The 21,340-nt window shown below is 45.0% G+C and carries 21 protein-coding genes and 1 pseudogene; 12 read left to right on the top strand and 10 right to left on the bottom strand.

Features of this window, described 5'->3' with window-relative positions:
- Positions 1–35 precede the first annotated feature (35 nt).
- From O3682_RS01725 to O3682_RS01740, 4 genes are all read right to left on the bottom strand, one after another.
- Positions 36–2,330 carry a 4Fe-4S binding protein gene (locus O3682_RS01725; protein ID WP_371508148.1) on the bottom strand — a complete coding sequence of 765 codons (2,295 nt, stop codon included), beginning with the start codon at positions 2,328–2,330 and terminating at the stop codon, positions 36–38.
- A 470-nt stretch (positions 2,331–2,800) separates the two neighbouring features.
- Positions 2,801–3,862, bottom strand: a complete 1,062-nt coding sequence (porB, locus tag O3682_RS01730; RefSeq protein WP_371508149.1) for a trimeric porin PorB — start codon at positions 3,860–3,862, stop codon at positions 2,801–2,803.
- A 313-nt stretch (positions 3,863–4,175) separates the two neighbouring features.
- A complete protein-coding gene (truA, locus tag O3682_RS01735) occupies positions 4,176–5,021 on the bottom strand; it encodes a tRNA pseudouridine(38-40) synthase TruA (protein WP_371508150.1) in 846 nt (281 codons plus the stop codon).
- 228 nt (positions 5,022–5,249) lie between these two features.
- Positions 5,250–7,169 carry a motility hub landmark protein FimV gene (locus tag O3682_RS01740; protein WP_371508151.1) on the bottom strand — a complete coding sequence of 640 codons (1,920 nt, stop codon included), beginning with the start codon at positions 7,167–7,169 and terminating at the stop codon, positions 5,250–5,252.
- Positions 7,170–7,522: 353 nt separating this feature from the next.
- Between O3682_RS01740 and O3682_RS01745 the strand changes: the two genes are divergently transcribed.
- The 6 genes from O3682_RS01745 to dtd all read left to right on the top strand — a co-directional run bounded on the left by O3682_RS01745 (position 7,523) and on the right by dtd (position 10,908).
- Positions 7,523–8,056: a septation protein A gene (locus O3682_RS01745; RefSeq protein ID WP_371508152.1), complete on the top strand. Its 534-nt coding sequence runs from the start codon at positions 7,523–7,525 to the stop codon at positions 8,054–8,056.
- Positions 8,056–8,346 (top strand): YciI family protein, encoded by a 291-nt coding sequence (locus O3682_RS01750; protein WP_004519663.1) that lies wholly within the window; start codon positions 8,056–8,058, stop codon positions 8,344–8,346. The genes O3682_RS01745 and O3682_RS01750 overlap by 1 nt, the downstream gene beginning before the upstream one ends.
- Positions 8,343–8,615 (top strand): BolA family protein, encoded by a 273-nt coding sequence (locus tag O3682_RS01755; RefSeq protein WP_371508153.1) that lies wholly within the window; start codon positions 8,343–8,345, stop codon positions 8,613–8,615. The genes O3682_RS01750 and O3682_RS01755 overlap by 4 nt, the downstream gene beginning before the upstream one ends.
- Before the next feature lie 51 nt (positions 8,616–8,666).
- A complete protein-coding gene (locus O3682_RS01760; RefSeq protein WP_371508154.1) occupies positions 8,667–9,539 on the top strand; it encodes a peptidyl-prolyl cis-trans isomerase in 873 nt (290 codons plus the stop codon).
- A 44-nt stretch (positions 9,540–9,583) separates the two neighbouring features.
- Positions 9,584–10,348: a peptidylprolyl isomerase gene (locus O3682_RS01765; protein ID WP_371508155.1), complete on the top strand. Its 765-nt coding sequence runs from the start codon at positions 9,584–9,586 to the stop codon at positions 10,346–10,348.
- Positions 10,349–10,446: 98 nt separating this feature from the next.
- The gene (gene dtd, locus O3682_RS01770; RefSeq protein WP_371508156.1) at positions 10,447–10,908 is read left to right on the top strand and encodes a D-aminoacyl-tRNA deacylase; all 462 of its coding nucleotides are present in this window, start codon (positions 10,447–10,449) and stop codon (positions 10,906–10,908) included.
- Positions 10,909–10,967: 59 nt separating this feature from the next.
- Here dtd and O3682_RS01775 read toward each other — a convergent pair.
- Positions 10,968–11,309 (bottom strand): annotated as a pseudogene (locus O3682_RS01775) (gluconokinase, GntK/IdnK-type); the annotation flags it as partial.
- 314 nt (positions 11,310–11,623) lie between these two features.
- The gene (locus O3682_RS01780; protein WP_371508157.1) at positions 11,624–14,320 is read right to left on the bottom strand and encodes a phage tail tape measure protein; all 2,697 of its coding nucleotides are present in this window, start codon (positions 14,318–14,320) and stop codon (positions 11,624–11,626) included.
- A 48-nt stretch (positions 14,321–14,368) separates the two neighbouring features.
- Here O3682_RS01780 and O3682_RS01785 point away from each other — a divergent pair, with 48 nt between their 5' ends.
- Positions 14,369–14,671 carry a hypothetical protein gene (locus tag O3682_RS01785; RefSeq protein ID WP_060974900.1) on the top strand — a complete coding sequence of 101 codons (303 nt, stop codon included), beginning with the start codon at positions 14,369–14,371 and terminating at the stop codon, positions 14,669–14,671.
- Here the strand turns inward: O3682_RS01785 and O3682_RS01790 are convergent.
- Both O3682_RS01790 and O3682_RS01795 read right to left on the bottom strand, forming a co-directional pair.
- Positions 14,666–14,818, bottom strand: a complete 153-nt coding sequence (locus O3682_RS01790) for a GpE family phage tail protein (RefSeq protein WP_070749304.1) — start codon at positions 14,816–14,818, stop codon at positions 14,666–14,668. The genes O3682_RS01785 and O3682_RS01790 overlap by 6 nt on opposite strands.
- Positions 14,796–15,098 (bottom strand): phage tail assembly protein, encoded by a 303-nt coding sequence (locus tag O3682_RS01795; protein WP_371508158.1) that lies wholly within the window; start codon positions 15,096–15,098, stop codon positions 14,796–14,798. The genes O3682_RS01790 and O3682_RS01795 overlap by 23 nt, the downstream gene beginning before the upstream one ends.
- Before the next feature lie 1,796 nt (positions 15,099–16,894).
- Here O3682_RS01795 and O3682_RS01800 point away from each other — a divergent pair.
- The 5 genes from O3682_RS01800 to O3682_RS01820 all read left to right on the top strand — a co-directional run bounded on the left by O3682_RS01800 (position 16,895) and on the right by O3682_RS01820 (position 19,439).
- Positions 16,895–17,146, top strand: coding sequence for a hypothetical protein (locus O3682_RS01800; RefSeq protein ID WP_371508159.1), 252 nt, complete (start codon positions 16,895–16,897; stop codon positions 17,144–17,146).
- 125 nt (positions 17,147–17,271) lie between these two features.
- Positions 17,272–17,586 (top strand): hypothetical protein, encoded by a 315-nt coding sequence (locus tag O3682_RS01805; protein WP_070749309.1) that lies wholly within the window; start codon positions 17,272–17,274, stop codon positions 17,584–17,586.
- A 258-nt stretch (positions 17,587–17,844) separates the two neighbouring features.
- A complete protein-coding gene (locus O3682_RS01810; RefSeq protein ID WP_371508160.1) occupies positions 17,845–18,162 on the top strand; it encodes a Mor transcription activator family protein in 318 nt (105 codons plus the stop codon).
- Between the two features lies 1 nt (position 18,163).
- Positions 18,164–18,754, top strand: coding sequence for a phage protease (locus tag O3682_RS01815; RefSeq protein WP_371508161.1), 591 nt, complete (start codon positions 18,164–18,166; stop codon positions 18,752–18,754).
- A gap of 13 nt (positions 18,755–18,767) precedes the next feature.
- A complete protein-coding gene (locus O3682_RS01820; protein ID WP_371508162.1) occupies positions 18,768–19,439 on the top strand; it encodes a hypothetical protein in 672 nt (223 codons plus the stop codon).
- 445 nt (positions 19,440–19,884) lie between these two features.
- Here the strand turns inward: O3682_RS01820 and tatC are convergent, their stop codons facing one another.
- Positions 19,885–20,661 carry a twin-arginine translocase subunit TatC gene (gene tatC, locus O3682_RS01825; protein WP_154953210.1) on the bottom strand — a complete coding sequence of 259 codons (777 nt, stop codon included), beginning with the start codon at positions 20,659–20,661 and terminating at the stop codon, positions 19,885–19,887.
- 15 nt (positions 20,662–20,676) lie between these two features.
- Complete coding sequence (gene tatB / locus O3682_RS01830) at positions 20,677–21,339, bottom strand: Sec-independent protein translocase protein TatB (protein ID WP_371508163.1); 663 nt, start codon at positions 21,337–21,339, stop codon at positions 20,677–20,679.
- Position 21,340 lies beyond the last annotated feature (1 nt).

Below are 21,340 nucleotides of genomic sequence, written 5' to 3' on the forward strand. Positions count from 1 at the left end.
CTGCCGATACAGCCCTCTTTTTTATTGATAAATTACTATTTATCGACACTGATTGCCGATTCTTTTTTAACAAACTGGACGACTTGTTCTTGGGCATTTTGCGTCGCTGCAGCATCATGCTGTTCAGCTTTTGCCGCCGCTTGTTTTTGTTTTTTCTTATTCATTGCCACTACTTGGGGACAACGCGTATCGTGATGATACATTACCTGACAATGCAGACATTGGATACATTCGTTCGGATGAATGTCGCCTTCAGGTGCGATTGCCTGTACTGGGCATTCGTGTGTACAAATCTGGCATGGGTTACCGCACATTTTATAACGGCGCAGCCAATCAAACACACGGAAGCGGCCCGGCAATGCAATACCTGCACCCAAAGGACACAGATAACGGCAGAAGAAACGTTCGATGAACAAGCCTGCAATCAGCAAAGCGGCGGCGAACAGAACAAACCACCATTCACGCATGAATTTCAAAATAATTGCAGTTTTGAAAGGCTCAATTTCAGCAAATTTTTCAGCCGTACCCAAATCGTACAGGGAAATTGCCAACAAAGCGAAGAAAATTACATATTTAATCGCACTCAGACGGGTATGCAACAAGTGTGGCACTGTAATTTGTTTCATACCCAATTTTTTAGCGATACGGTTGGTTAACTCTTGCAATGCACCGAAAGGGCACAGCCATCCACAGAATGTACCGCGGTTCCACAACAGCATGGTCGCCGCTGTAAAGAGCCACAGAATGAATACCAGCGGATCCATCAGGAAAAATTCCCAGTGGAACTCAGTCAAAACAGCTGAGAACAACGTCAAAGTATTCACTACCGATAATTGTGCCTGAGCATACCAGCCGATATAAAACAGCGTAAAGGTCAGGAAACAGAGACGGAATCGGTCATACCATTTTTCGTAACGGACAATCCAATCTTGGAACAGGAATACCAACAGAAGAATTGTCAAAGCAATACCGACAACCACGATTTGACCTTGTTTGGCTTTCCAAACCTGTTTCCAAAGTTGGTTGGATACACCTTCCTCAGCTGTTGCATCTTCTGCAATACCTGTACTTTCTTCCGGAGCAGAGGCTGCCGCAGCCACCGGCTCAACCGGTGCACTAATTTCAACCGGCGGTGCTTTAGGATCGTCAACGTAGTAGCCTTTTGGCAATTCATAATCCAAATCGGCAGTTACAAATGCCTTATCATTTACGCTCAATACGCGTTGAATCATCAATTGTAAACGCCATGGCTCAGCACCATCAAATTCCACACCTTCGGGAATAGTGAACCAAGAAACTTCTTTAAATGCAGGCGCACCTTCGGCGGATAAAGCAACTACACGTTCATGTTGCGCATCGGTAAAGCGGAAGCTGGTATCGCCTTGAATCATTTCAATACGATCAAAGATACCGCCGCGGACATAACCCGAACCTTTCCAAGAATAGCGACCCTCGCCGGCCACCATCACGGCTTCTTGGCCAGGTTTCAATCGTTTTTGCAGGTTGTTCCAACCTGCTTCACCTAAAAGGCTTTTACCGATGGAAGGTTGGCTGACCAAGGCAACATACAGATCAATAAATGTATCATTACCATCACCCTGCTCCGCATGATCTGCCACACCTGCCTTACCGCTTTTCTCAAACAGTTTATTGATTTCGTCGATAGAAATATGCAGATGGCCGACGGCTTTTTGTTCCAAAAGCGCATTCCATGACAGGATATCTTGTTTGTCTTGATTGGCAACACGACGTGGACGAGTCTGAACGGCAGGTTCGGCAGACTGTTCGCCGGAAGCAGCTGCCGTACCGGCTTGAACTGCTTTATCTGTACCCAAATGATATTGATGGATTACTGCTTTAACAGAGCGCTGAATACTGTCATTGATGACCATCAGGGTTACAGTCGCACCACTAATAATATCCCCCGGTGCAACACCTGGTTGAGGCGGGTTTTTAATAAAATTTAAGCCGATATATTTGTCAATGAATTTATCGACACGGGATTGTGGGATACCGATCAGCATAATCGGCTCATGGTGTTCAACCAATTTTGCGCCGGCAATAGTGCCATCATTGGCCAAGGCAACCATCGTATCGATCGGTTTGCTCGAATAACCGCGCGTATTGACCACGTCAGTCGTGATATAAACCAAGCCAAGCTGCTCTTCGCCCTTGTATACGCGAGCAACCAAAGGCTTACCTTCAGGCTTACCGTAGCGGTCAGCACCTGGGAAAATTTCAGACGGCTGAACTTTTGCCAAGAAATCAGGCAAGCGTTCCGCGTAAGCAGGCAAGCTTACCATCATCACGAAAAATACAGCAAACAGCATAAGGATTCGTTTCCAAATGCCACTTAAACACTTTACTTCAAGGCAGGACATGGCTATTCCCGATATATCGATACTCTAAACACTGATATTATATGAATCATCCATCGGCAATAATTTGATTAAAATCAAGTTTACAAATCTTAAAACCAAATTCTACATGCTAATAATACTTTAGAACTATATTAAACAATCCCATCTTTAGCAGACATGAAACACAGTAAAATCAACCCGATTCAACAAATCTTATTATATTGTTAATTTATTTATAATAATACTCAAAACAATTCCCAAAATTCTATTTAGCATATATTAAAGCAGAATACAAAGATTCGATTTTAATTTCAATAGGCCGTCTGAAAATAATCTAAAAACTTTAACCTTCCATTCTTTCAAAACAAAATATATTTTCCACACAAACAAAAAGAGCCTGTATAAAACAGGCTCTTTTTTCAGACTAATCTTAAGTCAGATTAGAATTTGTGACGCAGGCCAACAGTACCAGCAGTTTTCTCGTATTTGTAGTCGCCTTTGCCTTCTTTCAACCAACCGGCAGACAACAGGGCAGAAGTACGTTTAGAGAAGTCGTAGTCAGCACCAACGATAACTTGGTTGTAAGCGCTGTTCTTTTGTTTCATGCCTTCTTCTTTAGCTTTGAAACCGTGAGCGTAAGAAACACGAGGAGTTACGTTACCGAAGCGGTAAGCAGCAGTTGCACCAACTTCAACACGTTCGTTTTTCTTAGCACCAGCTACGTCAGCTTTGAAACCTTCGTATTGACCTACAACAGCAACCATCAGGTTGTTAGCATCGTAACCAGCAGTCAGACGGTGTGCTTGGTGATCTTTGTAAGTACCAGCAGCCAAAGTTTTATTGTGGTTGAATACTTCCAAGTAATCATCAGTCAAGTCAGCACGTTTAGCATAAGAACCAGCATAGCGACCGAAGAAGCCAGAGTTTTCGTAGTTCAGACCCAAGTCGTAAGATTCACGACTTTTTACGGCATGTACACCTTTGTCGGCAGGGTTAGCATTGTCACGTGGTTGGTATTGTACGCTTGCGCTGAAACCACCAAATACAGGGGTATCGTAACGTACAGATACTTTACGAGAATCTACACGTTTGATTTTACCCAATTGCAGAGCATCTTCGTTAGCTGCACTAGATTCCCAAGGGTCAAAGCTGTCACTGCTGTCGTTCAGAGCAGTATTCAAGTTACCGGCACGAACTTTACCGAAACCGCCTTCCAAACCCAAGAAAGATTCACGGTTAGCGAAACCAGAGTCACCACCGGCGATAGAAGTTCTTTGTTCAACTTGCCAGATAGCATTCAGGTTGCTACCCAAGTGTTCGTGGCCTTTGAAACCGATGCGAGAGCCGTAGTCAGCAATCTCAGTAGCAGTTTTAGAAGTAGTCTTACCTTCTTTTACTTTAGAAATTTCAACGCCGGCTTTGATTTGACCGTACAGAGTCACATCAGCCATAGCTGCAACAGGCAGAGCTGCCAAAGTCAGAGCAATCAGAGATTTTTTCATTGCTGTATTCCTTTTCTATTGTGAAGAAATAACTTAAGCAGACCAGACAATCCGCTTAGGCTTACATTATCGCTGGAATCAGCGATTCCATGACTGTTACTATAATTGCTCCTCTCTAAAAAAACAAACTTTATTCAATCCATCCCCACTACCCCTGAAACCCAGCAAAGGGAAACACAGCCCCAAAAAGGAAATTTATTATTTAAAATCAATGATAAATTTCTTTTAAAACCAATTGTGCATTTTTACAACACTTTATTAATTTACACATCAATCACGCTATTTTGTTGCTTTTATACCAACAATCCGTCAATTAGGCCGTCTGAAAAACATTACCCGAAACATCCATCCACTCAGGCAGAGGCAGTTTTACCACCCCAAACTCATCGGGATAATCAACGCCTGTTAAATACAGGCCGTCAGACATAAAAGTCGGAGGTGTTTTCAATCTGCTTCTTGCATGAAAGATTAACTGAAATTCATCCACACTGATCCTGCCACTTCCTACATATACCAATGCGCCCATGATATTGCGTACCATATGATGCAAGAATGCATTTCCATGCAAATCAAGGCACAGATAACGAGAAGTTCCACTAATCTTTGTACTATATAGTGTCTTTATAGGGGATTTCGCCTGACATTCGGCCGCTCGAAAGCTGGAAAAGTCATGCTCACCCTCCAATAAGGCAGCAGCCTGCCTCATTAGATTTAAATCTAATTTCAAATGCGTCCACCCCACCCTGCCGACCAACAACGGAGAACGAACCGGAGATGATTCCAGCAAATAACGGTAATGCCGACCATAAGCATCAAATCGGGCATGAAAATGAGGTGCAACTTTTTGCGCAACCAACACAGCAACACCATCAGGCAAATGAGCATTGACACCTCGCACCCATGCTTGCTCTGGACGGCTTACTGATGTATCAAAATGCACTACCTGGGCAGTTGCATGCACACCCGTATCCGTCCTTCCCGCAACAATAGTATTAATTTGCTCCCCTGCTATTGAAGACAATGCCTGCTCCAAGGCCGTCTGAACAGTCGGCAAATCCCCAGCCTGTTTTTGCCAACCATAAAAACGGCTACCGTCATAAGAGAGGGTCAAAGCCCAGCGCTGCACCAGATGCCCTGTTGTATTTACTTGTTCAGTCATTTCTTATACTTCTTGTAAATTGATATTGTTGCCTACGCTCAAGCAACAAATATTAAAAAGGCGTGATCAACACACGCCTCCATTTTGTATTTCAGACGGCCTTCATTTTCAACCATCATATAGAGCTGAAATCTTACTCAACTGACAATAGACTCAGCCAAAATCTTGCTTTTTTAATTTACCATAAAAAAGATGCCGTCTGAAACGGCATCTTCATTTGACTGGCACTTATGCGCCAAGTTCTTTCATCAGTTTTTGGGCTTTATGCAGAATATCGCCTTCAGCCTCTTCAATCAGCCCTTGCAATGTTTCTCGAGCTGCTTCAGGATCACCGATTTCAATATACATCTTAGCCAAATCATATTTAGCTTCAAACGGGGCAGTTATTCCGACTGATTCTGAAACAAAGCCTCTTTCACTATTGCTTTTATCGGCGGCTACTGAAACATCTTCAGCTCCCCATTCCAATGCACCTTCTTCAATCACAAACTCGGAAGCAGCTTCTTCTTTCTCTACTTCTTCTTTGGTTTCTTGAATTTGCACATCCTGATCTTGTTTCACATCAAATGGCAGTGCATGGTCGTCTGAATTTTCAGGCGTTTCTACTGTAAACTCTAGCGGCTCTTCATTTCGTTCCGGCATAACAACAGATACTGGCTGATACGGATTTTCTGGTTCAGGCTCGTACACGCTTTCCGTTGATTCGATATTGTCCCAATCAGCATGGCGACGTTGCTCTGTCTCAACATCATGCGTTACTGCACCTGAAAGAATACCTGCCTGACTATTGTCAATCTTACCCAAATCAAGTTTGACATCATCAATAATATTGGAGGATTCTTCTACCTCATTGATAACCACATCATCTTCAAAATCATCTTCGATAAACAGACCGTCTTGAGTTTTTTCAGACGGCGTTACTTTAGTTGCAGCAACCGCAGCAGCTGAAGCGGCAACATTTTTCCGTACAGCCTTCTCTTCATCCTTACGGCTTACAGGTGCCGCTTCCGGCTCGTCTTTACGTTTACCGGCAGCTTTCAACAACAACCAAGCAGCAATAAGAGCTGCACCGCCTGCCAATAACCATTTCCATAAATTGCCGTCTGATTCGCTTTCTGTTTGCTCCGCGACAGAATCAGTGGTTGCAACAGGCTCAGAAGCCACTACATTCTCTTGAACATCAGAAGCCATAACGTCTTGAACATCGGACGCAGGAACAGTCGATGCGGCGTTTTCATTAACCGCTGCAGATGCTGCTTGTTCTGTTTGTTCAGCTGAAGCTTGTTTTACTTCTTCCTGTTGCTGTGTATTTACGCCAGCATCTTTAACCTGGGCTTCAGTTTGAGCCTCAGGCTGAGCAACAGGTTTTTCTGTTTTGGCTTCTGTTGCATTGGCAGTTTCATTGCCTTTCTCTGCTGCTGTATTGGTTTTAACAGGAGCAGAAGCAGCCAAGCGTTGCAATTCGCTACGGTTTGGAATATTCAACACTTTACCTGCCAACATACGGTTGGCATTGTTATCAATAAACACATCCGGGTTGGCATTTACCAAAGCCTGAATGGTTTGATCCAGGGTCATACCTTGCGGACGGATGCTGGACGCAATGGCAATCAGGGTTTCACCCGTACGCACCAAATGCTGTCTGCCTGAACGTGAGGCCGTGTCGTTTTTAGCAGAGGCCGTCTGAACTTGTTTTTTCTCAACCTTACGCTGCACATCCTTACGCGCTTGAGCTATCTGATTACCTGCTGCTTTATTGTTTTTAGTTGCAGGCTGTTGGGCATTGCGTGTCGGTTCGGAGGATTGAGATTCAGTAGCCGGACGGATACGAACAGATGCAGCATCTTTAGAATCATATCCAGCCGGATCGATAATAGCGGTGTATTCACGCGATTGCGCGCCGACACCTACTTGGAAAACCAAAACAGGATCTTTGATGGCTTTAGAAGAGCGGATGGTAACGACTGCCTTATCGCCTGATTTGCGTACCGCCGCGCGCAAATTGCCATTTGAAATAGTGGCCTTACCGCCATTAAGCAGAGCCTGAGCTTCTTCGCCAGTCACAGTGATACTGCCTGTAAAAGGCTCACCCAAATGAGATTGAACGTTCAAGCCACCCAAACCTGCAGAGGCACTGATCGATGTCATTAAAGCGATAGAAGCTGTAATTAATTTAATATTGTGATGTTTTTTCAAAACTGATCCCCTGTTCGGAAATTATGGTACTAACCAATGTGCGCGCATTTAACCATATATTTACTAGATATTACGTCATGATATATTTTTAACCCATTTCTGCCAAGCAATACAGGACATTCAGCCTGAAATTCCTTGGTAAATCTATTACTTTTGCATGCTTGTGTTTCTTTTTTACAAATTTCTCCGACCCAAAACAAATATTTTATATAAATATATGCGGCATTAAAGTCATGAGGGAAGGTGCAAAAAAACACATCTGCCTGTATGATTAGCATTTACTCAATTAGTTTCATCATTAACATATGAAAGTTTTGAGCGACTTATTCGCCGTATTCTTATTTTTCATTACATACATCATCACCAAAGACATGATTGCCGCAACGGCTGTTGCGGTTGTAGTCGGCATTGTCCAAGCTGCGCTGACCTTTTGGAAACACCGCAAGCTGGACACCATGCAATGGATCAGCCTGATTTTGATTGTCTTTTTTGGCGGTGCAACGATTTTGCTAAAAGACAACCGCTTCATCATGTGGAAACCGACCGTTCTGTTTTGGATCGGCGCAATCGTCATGCTGTTTAGTCATCTTGCCGGTAAAAACGGGCTAAAAGCCGTGATGGGTAAAGAAATGCAGCTTCCTGATTTTGTATGGACGCGCCTGACTTATGCATGGATTGGCTTCCTGATTTTTATGGGAGCTGCCAATCTCTTTGTCTTTACGTATTTTCCAGACCAATGGGTCAATTACAAACTGTTCGGCACATTGGGTTTCACAATCATTTTTTCCATCGCACAGGGTATGTATCTGATGCGTTTCCAGCCTAAGGAGAATCAATAATGGAATATTTCATGCTTTTGGCCACTGATGCCGAAGATGTCCACGAAGCACGCATGGCAGCACGCCCTGCTCATTTAGCACGCTTAGAAGAATTGAAAGCGCAAGGCCGTCTGCTGACTGCAGGCCCCAATCCTTTACCAGATAATCCGGAACGCGTTTCTGGCAGCCTGATTGTGGCTCAATTTGAGTCTTTAGACGCCGCACAAGAATGGGCCGAACAAGACCCTTACGTCGATGCCGGCGTATACGCCGAAGTCTTGATCAAACCCTTTAAAGCCGTGTTCAAATGAGCAATATGCGTCAAATGATTGAAGAACGCCTGCAGGCACTTGAGCCTGAGTTCTTCAATTTTGAAGATGAGAGCCATCTGCACGCCGGCCATGCCGGCAATAAAGGCGGCGGGCATTATGCGATATTGGTGGTCAGCAACGCATTTGAAAACATTGGCCGCCTCCAGCGGCAACGTATGATTAAGCAGCTTTTGCAGGACTTGTTTTCAGACGGCCTGATTCATGCGCTCAGCATCAAAGCGGCCACGCCGGACGAATACTTCCATTAAGATTACTGCCCAAACTTTGATTTCCAATCATTATTTATAAAGAGAAATACGATGAAAAAAACCTACTTTGCTTCAGCCTTGATACTTGCCCTGACTTCCGGCACCCTGTTTGCCCAAACTTTGGTTACTGTCAACGGCCAAGCCATCGACAGCAGCGTTATCGATGACCAAGTTGCTTCCGTACGCGCCAGCAACCCGAACGTTCAAGACACTCCTGAATTGCGTCAAATGCTGACTGAACGCCAAGTTATCAGCACTGTTGTTACCCAAGAAGCCAAAAAATTAAAACTGGATCAAAGCGCAGAATTCAAAACAGCATTGGAACAAGCGCGTGCTGATGCCGCCAAGCAAGGCGCAGATAAAAAAGCCACATTCAAAACCGAATGGGCAGTTTTCGAAAATGATTTGTTAGGCCAAGCTTTCGCGGCGCATATCGTCCGTCAATATCCTGTTCAAGAAAAAGATGTCAAAGCCGCTTACAACGACTTCAGCAACTTCTATAAAGGTACTCAGGAAGTCCAACTGGGTGAAATCTTAACCGACAGCAGCAGCAATGCCCAAAAAGCCATTGCCGATTTGGACGCGAAAAAAAGCTTTGTTTCAGTATTGAACCAATACTCAATTGACGAAGCGGCCAAAAAAGCCGGCGGCATCCCTAAAGCTTATGTCCCGCTTAAAGATTTGCAAGAATCAGCGCCTCCGCTTTACGCAGCTATCAAAGACCTGAAAAAAGGTGCGTACACTAAAACTCCACTGCAAAACGGTAATTTGTACGCCGTTTTCTACGTCAATGACCGTCGTAACGTTACTGTACCTTCTTACGAAGCCTCTAAAAACGAGATTGGCAACGACTTACAGGCAGCCCGTGTTGATGCGGCCATTCAATCATTGCTGAAAAAAGCCAGCATCAAAGTCAACAAATAATATAACGTGCCCGCCGTGATAACGGCGGGCAATAAGGAACTCACATGAACATCAAGCCCAAAACTGCCGTTTTGGCTATCCTCGCCTTGTCAACCGTGAGCTTAGCAACCGCCAAAGCACCTGATATCGATCCCGCCCGTATCGACAGCATGGTCGCCGAAGTATTGAGACAGGCCGATCAACATCCCAACCAGACTGCCAAACCCGATGGTCAGGCAATCCGCAAAGATGTGGTTACACGTTTGCAGACTTTGGAAATTTTGAAAAATGAAGCCATCAAAGCCGGTTTGGACAAAGATGCAGAAGTGCAGAATCAGTTTAAAAACGTTGAAGCTGAGTTCTATGCCAACCAATACGCTGCTTATCTAGAACGTCAAACCGCAGTTGACGATGCCGAGTTGCGCCGCTTCTACGACCAGCAAACACGCATTATCAAGCTGCAACAAGTCAGCTTTGCTTCAGCCGACGAAGTACGAGCCGCGCAAGAACTGTTGCTCAAAGGCTTGTCATTTGAAGAACTGATGAAACGCTATCCTAACCCCGAACAAGAGTTCGATGGCTTCATCTCTCCACAGCAGCTTCCTCCTCAACTGGCTACCGCTTTTGCCAACATGAACCGAGGCGATGTAACACATGAGCCGATTCAGATGGAAAACCGTTTTTATCTGTTTAAACTCAGCGCAGTAGAGCGTAATCCTAATGCCGAACCTTTTGAACTGGTGCGCAATCAGATTGCCCAAGCTGTCAAACGAGAAAAAGTCGAGAATCAGATCGAACGCATCTTAAAAGAAAACGGCATTAATCCGTAAATTGATTCAATGGTTTCAGGCCATCTGAAACCATACTCCAACCCAAAGGGCGTGTCTTTTACGCCCTTTTTTACAAACTTCTTTTATTCAAAAACATCATGCGCGCTGTTATCCAAAAAGTTACCCAAGCCAAAGTTGACGTTTTGTCCGAAAACTCCTGCGAAACCTGCGGCAAAATCGACAACGGATTTATGATATTGCTCGGCGTTACCCATACCGATACAGAAACAGACGCCAAATACATTGCAGACAAAACCGCCAATCTGCGTATCTTTGAAGACGAAAACGGCAAATTAAATTTATCGCTCAAAGATGTCGGCGGCTCGATATTATTGGTTTCCCAATTTACTCTTTACGCCGATGCGCGCAGCGGCCGCCGTCCGTCCTTCTCCAATGCTGCCCCTGCCGAACAAGCGGATAAACTTTATAAATACACTGCACAACTTCTACGCGAACATGGATTAACTGTCGAAACCGGCAGATTCCAAACCCATATGCAGGTTTCCCTTTGCAATGATGGGCCGGTTACCTTATTGCTTGACTCGCAAAAAACATTCTAAATCCCATCGAAAAAGGCCGTCTGAAATATTTCAGACGGCCTTTCCATTTCTGATCATTACTAAATCAAGCCTTGCGCTTTCACCCAGTTCACAATATCTGCCTCAACGGCTTCAGGCGAACCCGGATTGTCAATTTTAACGCCGTACTCATCCGCACCCAGCTCTTCCAAAATCTCCAGCTGCGAATCCAGCATTCCGGCTTTCATATAATGCCCCTGACGCGACAGCATACGTTCAAGATTGATTGCTTGAGGCGGAGTCAGATGAATAAAAGCCACCTTCCCTTCCGCACCACGCAGAATATCGCGATAGTGATGCTTGAGTGCGGAACAAGTAACGATGGAATATTTTTCCCCGTTTTTTTCCTGCTCCGTCATCCAGTCACGTAAATTGCCCAGCCAGACGCATGAGGGACTGTTACGCATGAAACCCAATGAGATAAATATATAGGAATGATGAGATAAATGGGAAGAAGTGGGATGATGGGGGATGAGGCGGGATGGAAAAAGTGAAAAAGAGTTGCAAATAGTGAAACAAAAAACGGACGGTTTTTTATCGTCCGTTTTTTGTTGTCAGAGTCCTTTTTTGAGGGCGGCGATGGCGATGTCTAGGATTCGGCGTTCGGCGTCCGGTTGGAGTTCGCCGTTGCCGTTGATGGGGAGGTAGGGGCGCGCCGGCTTTGTCTCCATCGCTGTCCGCTCCATCTTTGTCATTTTTAGTAAGCTCGACGCTGTAAGTCGTGTTGATAGCGTTTCATTAAATCTTCAAAATCACGCATCGTCATTTTTGCAGCTTCATTAGGATTAAAATTCTGACTGTTCACATTGTATGTCGGGTTGAAATAGATAGTAACAGCATTTGAACCTATACTTTGCCCTTGTATGCCCGCTTCTTTATCTTGCCTAGCTTGTGATAATTGAGAATATCGAAGTGCAGTTTCTGACAAATCGGCATTTTCAATTCTATTTTGCAGTTTGTTTGATAAACGGCTCATTTGGCTTAAAGGTTGAGTTTGCCCTCGTTTTAATCCGATATTCAGGCCGTCCATTAAAAAGCCGCCATACTGCATAAATACACGACTTGGGGAATGTATTCTGTTGGGAATGGTAAATCCTGACTGAAGCCTTGCCGCAAAATTCTTCATTACCGCAATGGCTTCTGCTGCTTTAGCTTTAATTCCATTAATCAGACCGGTAATCAACATTTGCCCAAAACCGGTAAATGTTGCGGGCAAGGTCACGCCAAACCAATTCAGTACGGCGGCAAAGGTTTGATAAAATAATCCAATAGGTGACCAATTCAGAATTTGGGCAGATATGTTCACTATGCCACTGCTGAAAAAAGCCTGAATATTTGTCCATGCAGCACTAAAAAACATACTTACCGAATTGGCAACATTTCCTACCAAGTTCCCTAAATCCTGCCACAATAATTTAGCACCGCCGACAACACTATCCCAATTGGTATAAAGCAAATATGCAGCTGTTGCCATTGCGGTAAATGCCAATCCGATCGGTGTCATCAATAATGTCCGCCCCAACATCAAAAAGGCATTACTCAACATAGGCAAAAATCTTACCAGTTTCAAAACGACTGTTTGCGCAAAAATTCCAAAAACTTTAAACATGCCGCCAAAACCGGCAAGCAAACCTTGTCCAAATGCTTTAAACAACGGCAATCCGCGCATTAAAACAGTACCTAATCCTTTAAAGACCCCAAGGAAACGGGAACCGACGGAAAGCACACCGCGCCATGTTGCAGAGAGCAAAGAACTTGCTTTTGCTGCTGTTTTGGCAGACATTCCGAACATTCTTAAAAACATCTGCATTTTTCCGACTTTACCCAATCGCATTAGTTGAACAAGACGGAATGAAGCACTTAATTTGGCAAAGGCAATACCTACTGAACGAACGGGCATCATCAGCATACTAAACCCGTAGGCAAGGCCTAAAACAGCCAATTTCCCTGCAAACAAACCTGCAAATAATCCCGCGCCTGTTTTAATCAGTTCTTTGTTTTGCTGAAGCCATGGCTGGAAAGTATTTTCCAAAAAATCCTGTGCGGTTTTGGCAAATTTTTGAATATCAGGTGCAAAAGCACTGCCGAAAATAGCCGCCGTATGTTCGGCCACACCGCCCAAACTTTCCAAAGCAGCCCCTAAAGTTGCGGTTTTCGTGGCAATCCGTGAATCTAAATCGGCCTGTTCACGCATCAGCTTCAGATTCGCTTCCAAACCGGCACGACCTTTTTCAGCAATAGTTAAGGCCGTCCGTTTTGCTTGCGCTCCGAACAATTCGTCAGCCACAATTGAAGCGGCTTCGTCTCCCTGTTCCTGTTTGATTTTTTTTAGCTTTTCCAACTCTGAAATCATGCCTTCCAAGCCTTTGAATTTTCCTGACTTATCGAAAAATTCAAAATCAACATTGGATTTTTCCAAAATATCTTTGGCAATTTTTTTCATACCGCTTTTGGCCATAGCAAGCTGTTTCGGTCCTGCTGCCATTTGGTCAAGCATCATGGAAAAATTTGTACCGAACTGGCTGCCTTCCAATCCGACTTGTGCGCCCATACCTTCGATGGCCATCATCTTTTCATAATTGCCCAATCCTTTGAGATTCAGCATATTCATCGTTGGCGCGTTGTATTTCATCGATTCGAACATGTCTTCTTTATTCATGCCGAAACCGAAATAAGCCCGCTGCGTTATATCTGCGGCTTTGGCAAATTCACTTTCGTTCAACCCCCGCGCTTCAATCAATTTAGCAAAGAACGCGCCGCCTTCCTCTTGATTCATCTGCATCACGGTATTCAGCTTTGCAGATGTATGCAAACCTCCGTTTGTCAGCAAAGAATCTGATAAACCTTGGGATTTCAAAGCCTTTCCAAGGCGGAAGAAATCTGCGGTTGTTCCCGGCAATTCTTTTCCCAGTTTCACGACCTCCCTGCGAACCGTTTCAAATGCACCAAAACTGCCGTTTGATTTCTGCATGGCCATTTTTAAATCGGTTTCGGCAGATTCTTCTTTCAGAAAGATTTTGACCGACGAAATAATGGGTGCAGCGGCAACCGCCCCATGACCGGCAGTATCCATCATCTCGCTTCGCAAGCCGCTTCGGTATGCCTTGGCTTTTTCCTGCTTTCCAAGCGCAATATTCAGCTTTCTTTGAGCTGCCTGCGCTTTTTCAATGGACTTGCCCAATAAATCGTATTGGGCGCGCATCGCCCCTAAGCTGCTTTTTCCGGTTGCCAAACCTTTGGCAATAGACTTGCCCAAAGATTCCTGCTTGCGTGTTACGTTTTGGATTTCGCTTCCCAATTCCTTAACGGTATTCTTCGCACGTCCGAAAATTGAAGAAAAACCTGCACGGATACCCGCACCGATAACAACACTGACTGCTAATTCACTTGACATTTCAGCTTCCTGTTTGGAAAATTAATTGATGGAAAGGACGGCAAAATCATGACAACACAACATCAGTTTGAAGACGGCCATACCGAAACAGACAATCTGCCTTTGGATTTTTCCGACTATGTCGAAATCACAGGCAAGGTAATCTTTTGCCTTTTCAATGCCGGACTGTTTATCTGGATATTTTCAGGCCTGTTTGATGCGGCCAGCCCTGTTTTCTCCGCTGTTTTTGCCGTCTTTATCGGCCTGTTTGCCTTAATCTGCGCATCTCCGGCAACCGCTTTGGCTGCCTACCTGTTCTCCATAGTATTTTCGGGCGCATTGGCTATCGCCAACCGCCCGAAAACATCATGATTTCACATATCCTGCTTTGATTTGGCGCGTTGCCTGTTCCAGCCAGCCGTTAAATTCCGCTAAAGTCATGCGGTACATCACTTCAGGCGGCCAACCGTACCACCACGCCAAATCAGAAACCGCTTTATTCAGTTCCGCCGGTTCCACCTGCGGAATTGCGAAAAAAGAGCTGCAATTTCTGATAATCGGCCAAATCCAGCAAATCCAAGTCTTCCGGCACCAAGCCCGTAATACGAGTCATCATGGCCAGTTCCTGTTCCGCATCGGTTTTCAAACCGGCAACCGCGCGCAAATCGCCCACGGTCAAACGGCGGACGGGCAACGATTCCAACAGTTTTTCACCGTTTGCCGTGTGAATACGGATAGGGTAGTCCAATTTTACCGATTGGATGTTTGCCGCTTCGTTTTTTACCTGCATTTGATTCATGTCTGTTCCTTTAATGGGTATTAATACAACGGGACAAATATAAGTCAGCCATATTCTGGCAAACATTAATACTCTTTAAAAAAGCAAACAGGCCGTCTGAATGCAAACAGGCCTGAAACAGCGGATTTAGGCAGTTTTCCCAAAATACACGGCAAACATGTCAAATGTGACGCTGGTGTCACATTTGAAAGACGGTAACAGCCCCGATTTCAGACGGCCTTTTGCAAAAGTTCCGACGTCGGAACTTTTGTTTTGGATATTTCGGCAGCAAATGCGACGACGTCGTCGCATTTGAAAACGGCCGACGTCGACCGTTTTGAAGCGGTTTTTTCCAAATGTCCTGACGTCAGGACATTTGGATATATAAAAATCAAATACTTATTGAATTTGGCTTCAAAAGCGACGCCGGCGTCGCTTTTCAATCTTTCCCGCCAGCGGGAAAGATTGACTTCCAAGACGATATATCAAAAGTAACGACGTCGTTACTTTTCCAAAATTCCTGACGTCAGGAATTTTGGAAATTTCGCCGACATCTACGAACCGGATATTTTTATGTATTTTTTGAAGATGAACGGTATCGTCCATTTTGCCGGGCAAGAATTGCCAAAGTCGGCAATTCTTAAAAATCCTGCCTGAACGATATGCGAATGCGCAGATATTTCAAAAGTTGAGACATCGCAACTTTGGCGGATTACCGCCCAATCTTTCCCGACGTCGGGAAAGATTGATATACCAAAAGTAATGCGAAAATTAGTAACAACATGGTTGCAAGAGCAAAACCGTTTCCTAAAATGCACGCCGGCGTGCATTTTGGCATCTTGGTATATTTGAAATGTGCCGCCGGCGGCACATTTGGACAAATACCCGCCGGATGGTAATTTCCGACAATAATCACAGCCTACAAATGGACATGACGTCCATTTTTAAAATAGATTGCCCAAAGTTTCCGACGTCGGAAAATTTTCACGGCTAAAAACTTGAATGCGGTTTCGCTTCAGACGCGTGAAACAGCCGTTTGAGATAAGCAAAAGTTGCACCGGCGCAACTTTTGCGCTTTCCTTTTCGATTTGCAATCCGAAACCGACGGCAAAATCGTTTTTAAGTCGGTCAGGAACGCGCCTGACCGATGGGAAATGTACAAAACGCAACTTAGGCCGTCTGAATGCAAACAGGCCTGAAAACGGCGGATTTAAGCAGTTCCAAAAATACAAGGCAAACAGGTCAAATGTGCCGACATCGGGTAATTTGTTTTGATTGGCGTATCAAAACGGACGCCAGCGTCCGTTTTGCATACTTACAGCCAAATCAGGAAACGTAACACCAGCGTTATACATTTGAACTTTTGCTGACGTCAGAAAAAGTTGCAGGTAAAACGAAATGCGACGGCATCGTCGCATTTGAATCTTTGCCGACGTCGGCAAATATTTGCCTCCCAAACATTCCCCAAAACGTTCTCCAGCGAGCGTTTTCAAATTTGCTGCAAAATACCGCTTGACTTTTCAGCGCAAGCGCATAATAATGAACCCGCTGCTTTCAATAGAGCAGCCAGCCGTAGGAAGCTGATACAGAATAGGCAAACACCGCCTGATTGGTTTGGCTTCAGCCCAAACAAGATGCGGATTTTTTACGTTTGCATTTCCCCTAGTGTGCCTTTTTCTTATGGTAGGCAGGGGCAAGGCGGGCATCTGCCCACCGGTTCTATTCTGCCGGTTTCCTACTCCTTGCCCTTTGTCTGCCGCCCCACCGCGTAGGAACGGAAAGGCGGTATCAACCGATAAGAATAGAAAGGCCATATCATGAAAACCTCTCAAACCGATACCCTGAAAAACTTCCAAGATTCCGATGCGCCGCAATGCCTGTATGACGGCCAAAATAATATTTACAAGCTGAATGAAGCGGCATACCAGCAGATAGCGCATATTGCCGATATGTTGGCGGCTATGTCCTGCTATTCACACGGCGGCGACAAGCGGGAAGAACAGTTATTCAACACGCTGCATTTTGCCGCCGAAACACTGGAACAAAGCCTGTCTTGGAATTGCGAATAATCCGGATTGTATAAACAGCCCATACCTGAAAACGGTATGGGCTGTTTTTTTAATGCGCTTTAAAACGCAATCGCCTGAATATCGCTTTAATATGCGTTAAGTAGCGATAGGAAAGGGAAATTTTGATGAACAACTACTTAGAAGCAGCACAAAATGCCCGACGTGAAGCGGAAATTCGGGCTAAAACAGCACAGGCGGAATTAGCGGCTTTCCATGACAAACAGGCAAGGGAAAAATGGGGCAAACTGCATGCGGATAATGCGGAATTTGTTGAGAACCTGATACGGGAAGGCCGCCTGATGCCGCGTGACCGTGCTTTGTTTGTTCACGCTTTGGATTTTGCGGAAATGCCTGAAACATGCGTTGAATTCAGCGAATACGACAATGGGCAATCATTAAATTCGGCATTGCGCGAACGCTTGGATTTTTATTTGAAATAAAAGAGAAAAAGCGCATTGCGCTGATTCTCTAGGAATTCCGGCAATACGCTTTTTGTACCCCCAATCGAACAACTGACTATCCGATGATTTCAGAAGATAGGGATAGATTAAAAGAATAAGCCTTTGGCGGATTTTAATTTGTATTAATAAATTAGTGGCAAGGCATTCTGACAAAAATGCAGCGGCCATCTACCCGATTCATGGCTTGAATATTACAGGCGGCGGGGAAACTTTAATTCTCAAAACAGGAATTTGAAAATGGGCAGTAAATCAAGAACAAATATCAAAGGTGATGAAGTTTTAACCTACATTGCCGATAAAGTAACCGAAGTTTTAAATCAGCGCGCCGTTCCTAAATCGGTTGTTGCTGCGGCAGCTTTGGCCGTTTCGGACGGCATATCTGAAACCTTTGGCGGACAACTGATTTACTTTAGAAGCGGGCATTCAAATTCGTCCGAAGAACGCCGTCTTTCAATCATTTCCGATTTTGAAACAGGTAATTATTCGCGTGGTGAATTAGCCTCTAAATACGGTATTTCATTGCAACAAGTCTACCGAATTTTAAAAGTAGGTTGAAATGAATTTATCTCTGAAACGCTTTCAGATTTTCCGTGTGGGAACGCACTGGGATTCTAAAGGACGGCGTCGCCAGTTTTCCGCGCAAATGCTGAAAGATATTGCCGACGAACACAACAGCCGCACCAATGGCCGCGCCGCTTTGTTTATCGGGCATGGCGAATACCGCGAAATTGGGAAATTCCCCAAAGGGTTAAAGACGCTTGGACTAGTTCATGAATTGGAATTTGACGGCAAAAATCTGTATGCCAATGCCTTTATTACTGCAGAATTGTTGAGCATGGTAAGAAAAGGCATGTATAGGCACGTTTCAGCAGGGTTTGACCCCTTTCCCAGCGGCCTAAAACTGAATCACATTGCCTTTTTGAATAATCCAGCTGTTAAAGGTATGGAACCGCTGAATTTTTCTGAAATATCCACACCATACATCACATTTGAAATGGATATTGATTTTTCCGAATCCAAACTGCCAATCTTCCAAAACGAATCGCAAAAGCTGGATTATTTAGCCCGAGAATATCAAAAGCAACATCCCGATGTAACCTATTATCAGGCCGTGAAAGCCTGTATTCATTTGACGAACTACCGATGAAAGACCAAACACCATGAACAAAACAAAAGCCATTGAATCTGCAAAATCTGCACTACAAGCCTTTCAAAATCAGGCCGCCGCAATCCGTAAGGAACGTGAAGATGTGGCGGGGCAAATTGAAAAACTGAAAAGCGAAATCAAACGCTTGCGCGATATGCCCGTAAGCAAGACGGATTTCAGCCTATTACTGAAAGAACATATTGCCGCCGAGAGCAAACAGGCAGAACAGATTTTGATTGACCTCTTGACGAGCGAACGGCGCGGTTTCGGCGAAAACGCCGCGATTAAAATACCGAGTTACAACAATATGCCTTTAAATGAGCTTGAAACCCACACAATAGGCAGAAAGGAATACGGTACATTGCGCGAAAACTGGATTTTCTCCGGCTTCCGCGCGGCACACGGCGAATTCTTATCAGGCAATTTTTTCAGCCATGGAGAAGACCGTACATTAAGCACACTTTGTTACTTCGTCCCCGATGCGGTTCACAGCCGAATTATGCAAACCATTGAAACCGCCATCGGTTCAAAATGGGGAAACGAAGAATTGCCGAGCATTTCCGAACGCCGCGAAACCATTGCAGACCTGCAAACCGAAATAGAAGACATGCAGGCGAGCTTGGCAGGCCTAGACGAGGCATTAGTGAATTTAACGAAGCAACTGCACCCGCACCGATCGAATTAGACGAGCAAACCCGCCTGATTCTCGCAAATTATAGATATAAGGGAGTTGTTCAAAGACTTCCGCATCACACAGCTTGAGCTTGCCTATACGGTTGGCAGAGACAAAACCGGTAAAACAAGCGGCGAGCTGGTCATATGTAATTAGTAAAATAAAAAGCGACGGTGACGTCGCTTTTTAAAAAGTGAAAAAGAGTTGCAAATAGTGAAACAAAAAACAAAATAAATTTTCTCAAAAAATGGTTTATTTTTTCGCGGTCGGCTTCATACGCATTACTGCTTCGATTGAGGCAAAATCTTCGGTCGAAATTTTTAGTCACATCAAAAGAATTTGGGGCGGTAATATTTTACGATTTCCCGAACATTCATCATACTTTTTCTTAAAAACTCTGAAAGTGCCATGATACAAACAAAGGCCGTCTGAAAAATTCTTCAGACGGCCTTAATTCTTAAACTTCTGCCGGTGGTTGCGGTGTATCTTCATCTTCCTGCTGCGTTTTCACTTTGGCAAAACGACTAAACCAAATGCCTGCTTCGTAGAGCAGAATCAGCGGAACAGCAAGCAGGGTTTGAGAAATTACGTCAGGCGGCGTGATGATTGCGGCCACGACAAACGCACCGACAATCACATACGGACGCGCATTCTTAAGCTGTTCAGTCGAAACAATGCCCATTTTGGCAAGCAACACCACAACGACAGGAACTTCAAACGTCGTTCCGAATGCGACAAACATGCCCAAAATAAAGGACAGGTATTTGTCGATGTCGGTCGCCATATTGACGCCGACAGGGGTTACACCGGCCAAGAATTTAAAAATCACTGGGAATACCAGAAAATAAGCAAACGCCATACCGACGAAGAAAAGCGTCACACTGGACAACACCAGCGGCGTAATCAAACGCTTTTCGTTTTGGTATAAAGCCGGGGCGACAAACGCCCAGACTTGATACAGCGTGTGCGGCAACGACAGCAGAAACGCCGCCATCAAAGTAACCTTGACCGGCACAAAAAACGGCGCAATCACATCGGTCGCAATCATGCTGGTATCTTTAGGCAGATTGGCCATCAATGGTTCGGCAACAAAGGTATAGAGCTGCTGGGCAAACGGCATCATACCCAAAAAGCAGACAACAATACCGATGACGATCCACATCATACGGCGACGCAGCTCGAGAAGATGCTCGATAAGCGGTTGGACGGGTTGTTCGTGTTGAGGTTCGGACACCGGTTGACTCACTTTTTACTTACGGACGCGCAGTTTGGGCTTGGCGTGGAATTTCGGGCGCATATCGCGTTTGCGGCTCATCGCCTGCTTACGCAGAGATGTCGTATGCAGCGGAGGAACATCGGCGATAGGGGCTTCGACATAGCTGACTTCAACCGTCGGTGCGGGGGAAACCGATGCGGTCAAATACTCACGCCAAGCGCGGTCTTGCTCGGACTCGGCATTTTCAGCCCCGACAGGCTCTTGAGTTTGCGCTGCCCCACCCTCTTCAGGAACTTGGGCCGCACTTTCATTTTCAGTGCTGCTTGGCGCCAAATCAGGCAGAGGATTACCGAACTCGTCCACACCAAAATCAGCTGGCGTTTTTTGTTCGGGCAGGCGTTCCCACGGCTTGAGGCCGTCTGAAATATCGCTCAGATTTTTTTGTGCATCATTGCCCAAGTCTTTTATACCGTCGCGAAACTCAGATGCAGCGGTTTCAAATTCCTGCTTCACTTTGCGCAATTCGTCCAACTCAGCCTGAGTGTTGAGTTCCTGCTTGACGTTGTTGACAAATCCTTGCAATTTGCCGACCAAACGCCCGGCCGTGCGCGCGGCTTGCGGCAGACGTTCGGGGCCTAACACTATCAGGGCGACAACGCCGACCAGCAGCAATTCGCCCAAACCGAAATCAAACATG

The organism is Neisseria sp. 27098_8_112 (genome assembly GCF_041433235.1).
In the GTDB taxonomy this organism is placed as follows: domain Bacteria; phylum Pseudomonadota; class Gammaproteobacteria; order Burkholderiales; family Neisseriaceae; genus Neisseria.